Source organism: Roseovarius pacificus, assembly GCF_900142665.1.
GTDB classification, from domain to species: Bacteria; Pseudomonadota; Alphaproteobacteria; order Rhodobacterales; family Rhodobacteraceae; genus Roseovarius; species Roseovarius pacificus.
Window position 1 is genome coordinate 1 of sequence record NZ_FRBR01000033.1, and the last position, 10,199, is coordinate 10,199.

The following is a 10,199-nucleotide window of genomic DNA, read 5'->3' on the forward strand; positions in this document are numbered from 1 at the left end:
AGCACCGTCAGCACCGCGCAAACCAAATCCTAATCACTCGCAGAACAGCACAAAACTTTCCGCACTATTCGACAATGTATAGGCTCAGGGGTCATTAATCGGCTTGAGGGTTGCACTGCTGCGTGATTCAAGCTCCCGAACTGATGGGGGCATGATGAGCAATCTTTTCTGGCTGACCGGCGAGCAGATGGCGCGGGTACAGCCGTTCTGTCCAAAGAGCCATGGCAAACCACGGGTCGATAAACGGCGCATTCTGAGCGGGATAGTCTGCATCAATCGCAATGGGTTACATTGGTGCGATGCGCCGAAGAAATATGGCCCTTCCAAGACGCTCTACAATCGCTGGAGTGAGATGGCGTGTTCGCCCGGATCTTCGAAGAACTGGCCACTGGGGCGACGGATCAAAAGACTATCATGATCGATGCAACCTATTTGGAAGCCCACCGCACGGCATCCAGCCTGCGGGGCAAAAAGGGGGGGCGGACGACTGATCGGGCGAACCAAGGGTGGTATGAGCATCAAGCTGCATGCTGTCACCAATACCGCCGGACGCCCCATTCGGTTCTTCATGACTGCCGGCCAGGTTAGCGAATACACCGGCGCGGCGGCGCTACTGGCCGGCTTGCCAAAGGCCGAATGGCTTCTGGGAGATCGCGGATATGAAGCGGACTGGTTCCGCGAGGCATTGAAAGACAAAGGGATAAAGCCCTGCATCCCAGGCAGGAGTTCGCGCGGCAAGCCTGTAAAAAATGACAAGCGCCGCTACAAGCGTCGCAGCCGCATTGAGATCATGTTCGGGCGCCTGAAAGACTGGCGACGGGTTGCCACCCGATATGACCGCTGCCCCGAAGTCTTCCTCTCGGCCATCGCTCTCGCCGCAACAGTCATGTTTTGGTTATGAGATGCCGTAACGGGGCCTGCGTCACGCACCGCCGTTGCCACTTGTCAGATCAGCACCGCGTTGTCGCAATACCCGTATTGAACCCAGATGGAGGATGACGGGATGAAGGTGTTTGTTGGATTGGATTTATCGCTTGCGAAGACTTCGGTCTGCGTGATCAGCGAGCACGGCAAGATCATCAAAGAGGAAGAGATTGAAAGCGAACCCAAGGTTCTGGCGCGCTGGATGGGCGATCTGGACGGTAGCATCGCGGCAATCGGCCTGGAGGCTGGGCCACTGTCGCAATGGCTGCATCGAGGACTGACGGAAGCTGGCCTTAATGCGGTGCTCATGGAAACGCGGCAGGTGAAAGGAGCGCTGAAGGCAATGCCGATCAAGACGGACAGGCGGGATGCCGAAGGAATTGCGCGCCTGCTCCACCTCGGCTGGTTCCGTCCGGTTCACTGTAAGTCTGTATCGGCTCAGGAAGTCCGCGCTGTTCTCGGCGCCCGGAAAGCCATTCAACAGGGTATGCTCGCATTGGAAATGTCGCTGCGTGGACTGCTACGGAACTTTGGTCTTAAGGTAGGTGCAATCTCTCGCGGTGGATTTGAGGCGCGCATTCGGGAATTGGCGGATGGCAATCCAATGTTGGAAACCGCGACAGCACCTATGCTGCGGGCCAGAGCATCTCTGCGACAGGAACTGGCTGGTCTCGAAAAGCGCGTGCGCCAGTTTGCCGGGGACGACTCAGTATGCCGTCGCCTCATGACGATGCCGGGGATTGGCGCGGTCGTGGCGCTGACCTTTCGTGCGGCTATCGATGATCCAAAGCGCTTTCGCTCTTCGAAGCGGGTCGGCCCTTGGGTTGGTCTGACGCCCTCACGCAACCAGTCCGGTGAACGGGACGTGTCCGGCGGCATCACGAAAGCGGGTGACGTCAATCTGAGGCGAGCATTGTGCCAGGCGGCAACCGTCATGATGAACCGAAACCGATCGACATGGCTGAGAACATGGCGGGGCCAGCTCGCGGAGCGGCGCGGGCGCAAAATCGCGATGGTTGCTCTAGCACGCCGCATTGCTGTTATCCTTCATCGGATCTGGGTGGGAGGCACGACCTTCCAGTCAGATGCAGCGCCAAACTCTGTCTGATAGCATGATCCTCCACCCGTTGCCTGCCTGATTGCAGGCTTTCGAGGTCCCGCAGGGACGTGGTTCCGATGATGCCGTGGTCAGGACTGTCGCTGGCATTGCCAAGCACGCCTATGAGATGGGCACATCGGAATTACATCGAACCAGCATCATGTTGGCAGCCATCGCGCTGACCACGAACCGAAGCATGTACCCCAAGGACCTCAGCCGGAAGCCGCGACAGAAACCAGGGCGAGAACCAAAATTATCAAAGGTACCGCTATGGCGGATCAATTGTTTTGTGCAAAACTGCTTGACTGGGACGCCCTCGTTACCGAAGTCCTGAGCCTAGTCACCCGGAATCGAAGTTCGGTTCATTGTCTTGAGGCAGAAACGTTTGACGGAGGCACCCTCAAGGAGCGCACGTTTCCAATGATGGATCATCGTCGGATGCACCCCGAACCGGCTCGCCAGCTCGGCGGCGGTCTCCTCGCCCTTCAGGGCTTCCAGCGCGACCTTCGCCTTGAACTCGGGCGCATGTTGTTTGCGTTTCGACATCTCTGATCTCCTTCTCGTCGAAGATCAGTAGACTGCAAATCATAGCTTACGTCAGTGTCCGATTTTCTGGGAGCATGTATGAACTGCCTTCCCCTGCAAGTGATTTGTTGATGCGCCGCTGACCCTGCTTCTATGTATTCGGTCTTTCTCCGGGGCTGTTCGATTTGCCCCTGACCAAGATGGTAAGTCGCGCGTCCTGTGTCTCGTTCGCTCATCGGCACTCAAGGGCCATGCCCCCGTCAGACTTGCAAGACGCCGGTCGGTCGTTGGTCCATCTCCTCCTCGCTCGCAGATTCCTTCGTCCGGTTGCGCGTTTGCCCGACTATAGGCCGCTCATGGCATTCGGCCGATATCTCTCACCCTTCGTCAGAACAGCCCAAGCAATACGTGCCATCTTGTTGGCCATGGCGACCGCCGCGACGTTCGCATGCGCTCGCTCCTTCAGAGCGTCTGCCCAAGCCGCTATTGGCGACGTCCTGTCACGCACGAGATGCAGCACCGATCGAGCTCCGTGGATGAAGAGCTTGCGCAAATATCGATTGCCGTGTTTCGAGATGCCGATCAGCTTCGCCTTGCCACCTGTCGTGATCTGCCGCGGCACCAGACCAAGCCATGCAGCAAGATCACGCCCCTTGCCAAAGCTGCTTGAGGTGCCCGTGCCGACGGCAGCCACAAGTGCCGTCGCAATCGTGGGACCGATGCCAGGTATCTCCATAAGCCGCTGCATATCAGCATCCGCCCGGGCCAGCGCCTTGATCTCGGCATCGATGGCTGCGACCCGATCATTGATCACGTCCAGTTCGGACACCATGTCAGTCACGAGCAGGAGCATTCGGGGTGAAAGATCGGCAATGCCCTCTGTGGCCAATCTGGCCAGTTCCTTTTGGAAGACGTGGCGCCCAGTGCCAACCCGGATGCCGCGTTCCATCAAGAAGCCTCGACCCTGGTTGATCAGGCGCGTCCTGTCCGACACGAGACGCTCCCGCGCACGGTGCAAAGCCTGAAGGTCCAGTTGTTCTTCCGATTTGATCGCAACGAATGACATCGTCGGACGCGTCGCGGCTTCGGCAATCGCCTCGGCATCACGGTCGTCGTTCTTGTGAACCTTGACATAGAGCGGCGACATCAACCGGGGCTCATGTCCCTTCTCAAGACAAAAACGCCCGATGTGATGCGCCCCGCCGCAGGCTTCCATCGCAACCACGCAGGGCGGTAGCGTAGCAAGAAAGTCCAGCAGTCGGTGCCGCTGGAGCCGTTTGCGAAACACAACCGCTCCCGCTTCATCCAGCCCAGCAAGACTGCAAACTGTCTTGCCAAAATCAATGCCCAGAACCTTGATATCCATCAGATGATCCTCTCTCCACCTATGACTGCCATAATAGCAGCGTTTGGCGGGAAGGCAGTTCATCCCATTAGCTCAGGCTTTGCCAGACACAAAAATCAGGACGCGGCACCGGCAATTCGGAGGCTGCATTCAGAACATACTTCAGCGCACATGCGTTTATTGCCACCACTATGGCGCCGATACTGGATATACTAGTTGCGGCGCTCGCGAATGCTTCAGCCTTTATTCTGGCGATCGGGTTTCGCGCGGTAGCCGGAAATTTCTTGTCCCCAAAATGACAAGCGCAATGGTGACTCTGGTGGCAAGGCCGCGTGACGACTGCCGGAGCTTAAAGAAGATGACCAGATTTCGTCGCCTTTGTTCTCAGATAGGCGGCATTTTCATTGCTTCTACCGACTTGCAGCGGCACACGTTCGGTCACGATGATACCGCAGCACTTCAACGCCGCCAGTTTACTAGGATTGTTTGTCAGTAGCCGAACGCGTGGAATTCCCATTTGCTTAAGGATCGCGGCACCGATTCGAAAATCCCGTTCGTCATCCTCAAAGCCAAGATGATGGTTAGCCTCGACAGTATCCAAGCCACGATCCTGTAAAGCATAGGCTCGGAGTTTATTGGCCAGCCCAATACCACGCCCCTCTTGGTTCAGATACAGGAGAATGCCCGCCTCGGTTTGCCCCAATTGCTCGACAGCCGCCCGAAGCTGCGGGCCGCAATCGCATTTCAGGCTACCCAGCACATCACCGGTGAAACATGCGGAGTGCATGCGCACCAGCACCGTAACATCGCGGTCGAATGTCCCAAATTCTACTGCGTAATGCTCTTGATCGCAATTGACGGGGCGAAAGACATGCATCCGCCCAAAGCCAGCTCGCACTAACGGTAGTTGCGCGGCTACAGTATGAACGGGCGTCGGCAAGCGGGAAAATTCGGAGCAGACCGCATTTAGGTCCAGTTGTGTCAACCCATGAATAGCGCTTAACTTATCAGCATTACGCAATGATAATAGCAAAGCGGCGGGCAGAAGCATTGCGCTTTTCAGCAAGGAAAGCGTGCCCCGCAGAAGTTCCGCTTGATCCGAGTGCAGCGGGCGAAGAGTTTTTTCCGGCCGCCCATCGTAGACCGACACCGGATCGGCCTTTGATAGCAGCCACTTACAGTCGGCGCCATTCGGCACTTTAAACTGAGCAATTGTCTCTGGACACTTCGAAAGGTCGATGTTGGACGCCAACGCCTTGGCACGGCGGGCGGAGACAATCAGGTCTGGATCACCAAGCGCGCGGAAAGCTGCCAGCCTTGCTGGGGTCAGCGTCTCCACCGCCACGACAAGTATATGAGAGTTGCGATTGGTCAGAACGATCGGAACACCCATGCGCAGGTCGCTGCGAGCGCGGGCCAGTTTCTCGCTGGTCCCAGGACCCAAGTTTAGAGTTAATGGCTGCAATTAAAAACTTCCTTTTTCCGACTATCTTTAGCGTGAAAAGATCGCTTCAAGTCTTTGACTTTCGACTTTTTGGGCGCGCATCCGATGCACATTTCTGATGCTAGGCGGTCGCTTGGGCCGTGGCTGTGTCCTATCGCTCTTCGCGTTGCGGTGCGACCTACGCGAAATGAAGATCCATCGTCTAATCCGGCTACACCCGCGCCAAACGGAAGTTGTCTCAACCAGCACCAGCGTTTGGTTGCTTTAACTCAACATACAACCCGTTGAATTTCAGATCTCGGAGCATGACGTCGCCCAGCGTGACGCAACATTGACGGGCTTATAAATTTCTATCGAAAACCTCGCAGGTGGACTTTCAGATTGTGCGATATTCCCTCGAACATCAGGCGCACGCCAAAGACTGGCCTGCAAATTAAACTGACCGCCGGTCGGAGTAGATGGCCTTTGTCTGTGTGGAAGGATGTCAAAAGGCAGAAGATGAAGATAGCCAAGGATTATTTTTGCGGTGCGCACGCCCAGTTCAATTACACGCTTTTCCTCGTGGACCACCTAGCCTTCGATTCCGTGCTGTTGACCAAGAGTTCGTGTAGCGTCGCGCGTGGCCATTCCGGCGTCTGGCGTATGAACTTCGGTGACGATGACGTCCCGCAGCAGCAGAGCTCAGGCGATATGATGACTTCGCTGTTTCTTGGAGTGTCGCGTTGCAGACTGTAAGCCCAGTGGTCATTACTGAGCGCGTAGGATTTGAGAGGGTCGGCGGGATATAGCCAGTGCCAATCCTGATATTTGTGCATGTTCCAGGTTCTCTTTGCGACGAAATTAGGCATTTCTGGCTCGTATTCCGCACCCCACCACAACGGCGGGGCTCGGAAATCTTGTCAACTGCCGCGCAAATCCGCGATATAGCGCAGGCGCAGCTGGTCAGCTACAACCGCTGCAATCAGGATCAGACCGATCACCACGGTCTGCATATAGGAGTCGATCCGGGCTAGATTCATTCCGTTTTGGACAAGGCTGATAAAGACCGCACCCAGTGCCACGCTACCTACCTTACCCACACCACCGCGAAGGCTCACGCCCGCAATCACACAGGCTGCGATTGATTCCAGCGGCATAGAGGATCCGATATTGGCTTCGCCAGTGTCCAGGCGCGCGGTCAGCAACACGCCCGCGATTGAAGCCAAAAAGGCACAGACGACATAGACTAGAAACTGAGTCTTGCGGGTGTCGATGCCTGAAAGCATAGCGGCGCGGGGATTTCCGCCGACCGCGTACAGCGCCCGGCCATAGCGTGTCATATTTACGATGCCCCATGTCAATAGTACGACCAGCGCCGCGATCCAGATTGGTACGGGGATGGACAGGAAGGTGCCAAAGCCGAAGACATTGCCAAACTCCATCGGCATGCCATAAACTGGCGTACCTCCGGTAAGCGACAGCGCGATGCCAAAACCCGTGGATGCAATGCCTAGGGTCATGATAAAAGGCGCAACGTTCAGAAATGCCACGCCAAGCCCATTTATCACGCCGACGATGGTGCCGACCGCGAGCCCGGCCAGACAACCCAGCGTGATGATCAGAAAGATGCTGTCGGGAAAAATCTGCGCCAGCGTCGCCATCGCCATCGCTGTCGCAACCGAGGTTAGCGCCAGGATCGTACCAACTGACAGGTCAAAACCTCCGGTCAGCAGCACCATCATCTGTCCCATCGACACGATAGCCAGAAACACCGACTGACGTACTACATTAGTAAGGTTGCTAACGGTCAGAAAGCTGGAGGACAAGAAAGAAAAGGTTACCAGCGCGATTACCAGAAGAAATGGCAGCACACCCAGACGGACAAAGCTCCGTTTTAAAAGTTGCGACTGGACCAAGCCTGAGGGAGTGGCGGTTATGCTTTTGGACAATAAGGTTCTCATGCTGCGTTCTCCCTTTCAAAGAAATGCTTCAAGATGGTTGGCTCATCTAACTGGTCGGCCGGAACTTCAGCTGTGACCTGCCCCTTGGCAAAGACATAGGCGCGATTGCACAGATGCAGGATTTCCGGCAAGTCAGACGAGATCAGGATCACCGCCGCGCCACTTTCGCAAAGCCCGGCGATAAAGCGATAGATCGCAGCCCGTGTACCGACATCGACGCCGACAGTGGGCTCGTCGAAAGCATAGACCAAAAATGGCCTAGTCAGGCTACGGCCCAGCATCACCTTTTGCTGATTGCCGCCTGAGAAGGCTTCGACATCTGAATCAGGGCGCATCGGGTAAAGCTCCATCTCGGTCAGCAGGCGATTGGTTTCGCGGCGCTCGGCCCGGCGGTCGATAAAGGCACCGCGCCGATAGGGGCTCTGGCGCAGAGCTGGAAGACTTAGGTTTTCTCGGCAAGGGCGCATCATAGCCAGCCCTTCAGCCCGGCGGTCAGGTGGCAGATAGATCAACCCGGCATCCAGTAGTTTTTGCGGTCGGGCGCCAGTGATTTCCTGGCCATTCAGCGTCACCCGGCCTGCGGTCAACGGCTCGATCCCAAAAGCGGCGCGGATGAGTTCCGATTTGCCTGATCCGACGAGCCCTGCCAGACCGACAATCTCACCTGCCCGCACCTCTATGCTGGCACTGCGGACGGAACCCGACCGGGTAGTCAGCCCCTCTGCTCGGAACAGCGGTTCGGCCGGGCGGTGAGTCACGGCCGGAAACACCGCGCCCATTTCGCGCCCACTCATTAGTTTGACTAGCCGGTCTTCGCTGATGCCGTGGGCCGGGACGGTAGAAATATTCTTGCCCTCGCGCAGGACGGTGATGCGGTCGGCCAGACGTTCGATTTCTCGCAGGCGATGGGTGATATAGATGATCCCTACCCCATGTGCTTTGGCATGGGCGACCAGGTCGAACAGACGTTCGGCCTCTTTGTCGGTCAGACTGGCGGTTGGTTCGTCCAGAATTAACACCGATAGGTCACCGCGAAAGGCGCGGGCGATTTCTACCATTTGCTGTTCGGCGCGCGATAGCGTAGCCACCAGCGCGTGTGGCGGAAGGTCAAAGCCAAGCCTCGCCAAAACGGATTGCACCTCAGAGCGAATTGCGCGGCGGTCGATCATGCCGCGCCGCACAGCCTCGCTGCCAAGGCAGATATTCTCCTCCACCGTCATCGTGGGGATCAAAGAGAATTCCTGAAACACTGTTGTGACGCCTCTTGAGCGGGCCTCGTTGACCGAAGCGAAGTGCACTGGCTCTCCCCGCATCCGGATCATGCCGGATGTGGGGTGAATCGCGCCCGAGATTAGAGAGATCAGAGTGGATTTACCCGCGCCGTTTTCGCCGAAGAGTACATGGACCTCGCCGGGCAGGAGAGAGAAGCTGACATTGTCTAGCGCCAAAACGCCAGGATAATGTTTTGACACTCCCTCAACCTCAAGTAGCGGCGCTGCTGTCAGGTTGCCAAATTCCATGGGTTATTCGACCGTGAAAATGGGACGGAAATCACCGGGGGCAAGAACTGCGTTCATGTCCACGATGTCCACATTGTCCTTGTTGATAATAAATATCTGCGGCGCAACGTGTTGGGTCACTCCCTTGCCCTCAAGAATGCGGACGGCCTGATCGACTGCAATGCGGCTTTGGATGACGGTAGAATCGGTAGGCGCCGCAAGCACTTGACCGCGCCGAATTCCTTGGTCGACACCAGGGGTGTAATAATAGGACATAAGCCGGACTTTATCGGTCAGCCCGTTGGAGCGCAGGACCGAAATACCGGCCTCCGCAGCTACCGCAGAGCCGGCGACATAATCAAGATCAGGATAGGTTTGCAACGCGTCCTCGATTAGTCTGGTCTGAACCTCCTTGCCTGTGTCGCCATAGCGCACCTCAACTAACTCGACTGCAGAGCCTTCGATACCCTCCTTGAAGCCGGATGTCGCATCTTCGACAAAGCCTGCCCCTGCGGGACCAGGGAACCACGCAAGCTTAACTGGATCTGAGCCAGCGGGATGCTGTTCTGCCAAATACTGACCAAGAGTACGGCCCACACTCCTCCAGGACACAATGGCCTTGGCAGCGATATCTTGGGACGACACGCCATTGATCATATCGACCACTGGGACGCCCTTCTGTTTCAACTGGCCGATGATATTGTTCAATCCGTCAAAAGAAATCGCACCAAGGATCAGCGCCTTGCCTCCTCCGGCCACGCAATCCTCAATCTGCGAAATCTGATTGTTTAGCTCAGTATAGCCACCTGCCTCGGTTATTTGCAGATTGACGCCGAGACGTCTCGCCTCCTCGACAACGCCGTAATTGACAGCCATCCAGTAGGCGTCCTTCATATGAGGAAACGACACGCAGAGCTGATGTTGCTGATCGGCTTTATCGAGTGGCACATACTCACCATCGCTTATGACGGCGTCGTCGACAAACGGCGGCTCCCAGATATTCACCGGATAAGGGAACCAGTCCTTTGCAGCCGCCGGGCTTCCAGAAAAAACCGCTATGGCCGCAGCCGCGACAGATATATTCATGTTCTTCATGTCATACTCCCTGTTAATTTTTTGATTGTCTTTTGGGGCGCATCGCGCTTCACATGACTAAATCACCCTGCTATTTGGCGTTATTGTCGTTTTGTGCAGAACAAATTGCGGGAAACTGCACATTGATATGTGGTTCAGTCCGTGGCTAGCGAAGCAATTGCGCTGTTAATGGCTAGTCACCCGGAACTGAATTTGTCATCATTGACTTGAGGCAAATCAAGGGGGCGAGCATTCGTGGACGGGCATCAGTTGCGATTGAACTCAGCGATGAGGAGCGGAGTTTTCTGGAAGCGCAGTTGCGCAGGCACAAGGCGGAGCGGTCGCTTTC

The 10,199-nt window shown here is 56.3% G+C and carries 8 protein-coding genes and 1 pseudogene; 3 read left to right on the forward strand and 6 right to left on the reverse strand.

Translation table 11 applies throughout. The features are described 5' to 3' along the window. Positions 1-154: 154 nt before the first annotated feature. The 3 genes from BUB53_RS23400 (at position 155) to BUB53_RS21810 (ending at position 2,032) form a co-directional block, all read left to right on the forward strand. A complete protein-coding gene (locus BUB53_RS23400) occupies positions 155-418 on the forward strand; it encodes a transposase (protein ID WP_268238482.1) in 264 nt (87 codons plus the stop codon). Between the two features lie 3 nt (positions 419-421). After that, complete coding sequence (locus BUB53_RS23405; protein ID WP_268238481.1) at positions 422-901, forward strand: IS5 family transposase; 480 nt, start codon at positions 422-424, stop codon at positions 899-901. A gap of 102 nt (positions 902-1,003) precedes the next feature. Further along, on the forward strand, positions 1,004-2,032 hold the full coding sequence (locus BUB53_RS21810) for an IS110 family RNA-guided transposase (protein WP_073038160.1): 1,029 nt from the start codon (positions 1,004-1,006) through the stop codon (positions 2,030-2,032). 384 nt (positions 2,033-2,416) lie between these two features. Here the strand turns inward: BUB53_RS21810 and BUB53_RS23095 are convergent. The 6 genes and pseudogenes from BUB53_RS23095 to torT form a co-directional block, all read right to left on the reverse strand. Beyond that, positions 2,417-2,569, reverse strand: a pseudogene (locus BUB53_RS23095) (transposase); the annotation flags it as partial. Between the two features lie 322 nt (positions 2,570-2,891). Further along, positions 2,892-3,914 carry an IS110 family RNA-guided transposase gene (locus tag BUB53_RS21820; protein ID WP_073038150.1) on the reverse strand — a complete coding sequence of 341 codons (1,023 nt, stop codon included), beginning with the start codon at positions 3,912-3,914 and terminating at the stop codon, positions 2,892-2,894. 328 nt (positions 3,915-4,242) lie between these two features. After that, complete coding sequence (ribA, locus tag BUB53_RS21825) at positions 4,243-5,286, reverse strand: GTP cyclohydrolase II (RefSeq protein ID WP_073038161.1); 1,044 nt, start codon at positions 5,284-5,286, stop codon at positions 4,243-4,245. Positions 5,287-6,236: 950 nt separating this feature from the next. Continuing rightward, positions 6,237-7,277 carry an ABC transporter permease gene (locus BUB53_RS21835; protein WP_073038154.1) on the reverse strand — a complete coding sequence of 347 codons (1,041 nt, stop codon included), beginning with the start codon at positions 7,275-7,277 and terminating at the stop codon, positions 6,237-6,239. Then, entirely contained in the window at positions 7,274-8,797 is a 1,524-nt protein-coding gene (locus BUB53_RS21840) for a sugar ABC transporter ATP-binding protein (RefSeq protein WP_073038156.1), read from the reverse strand. The genes BUB53_RS21835 and BUB53_RS21840 overlap by 4 nt, the downstream gene beginning before the upstream one ends. Before the next feature lie 3 nt (positions 8,798-8,800). Then, positions 8,801-9,871 (reverse strand): TMAO reductase system periplasmic protein TorT, encoded by a 1,071-nt coding sequence (gene torT / locus BUB53_RS21845; protein WP_229709626.1) that lies wholly within the window; start codon positions 9,869-9,871, stop codon positions 8,801-8,803. Positions 9,872-10,199 lie beyond the last annotated feature (328 nt).

What these genes read in the sequence shown, in the direction of transcription:
- BUB53_RS21840 (WP_073038156.1), bottom strand. Translation starts at nt 8,797, where the DNA reads ATGGAATTTGGCAACCTGACAGCAGCGCCGCTACTTGAGGTTGAGGGA.
- BUB53_RS23400 (WP_268238482.1), top strand. Translation starts at nt 155, where the DNA reads ATGAGCAATCTTTTCTGGCTGACCGGCGAGCAGATGGCGCGGGTACAG.
- BUB53_RS21810 (WP_073038160.1), top strand. Translation starts at nt 1,004, where the DNA reads ATGAAGGTGTTTGTTGGATTGGATTTATCGCTTGCGAAGACTTCGGTC.
- BUB53_RS23405 (WP_268238481.1), top strand. Translation starts at nt 422, where the DNA reads ATGCAACCTATTTGGAAGCCCACCGCACGGCATCCAGCCTGCGGGGCA.
- ribA (WP_073038161.1), bottom strand. Translation starts at nt 5,286, where the DNA reads ATGGGTGTTCCGATCGTTCTGACCAATCGCAACTCTCATATACTTGTC.
- torT (WP_229709626.1), bottom strand. Translation starts at nt 9,871, where the DNA reads ATGAAGAACATGAATATATCTGTCGCGGCTGCGGCCATAGCGGTTTTT.
- BUB53_RS21820 (WP_073038150.1), bottom strand. Translation starts at nt 3,914, where the DNA reads ATGGATATCAAGGTTCTGGGCATTGATTTTGGCAAGACAGTTTGCAGT.
- BUB53_RS21835 (WP_073038154.1), bottom strand. Translation starts at nt 7,277, where the DNA reads ATGAGAACCTTATTGTCCAAAAGCATAACCGCCACTCCCTCAGGCTTG.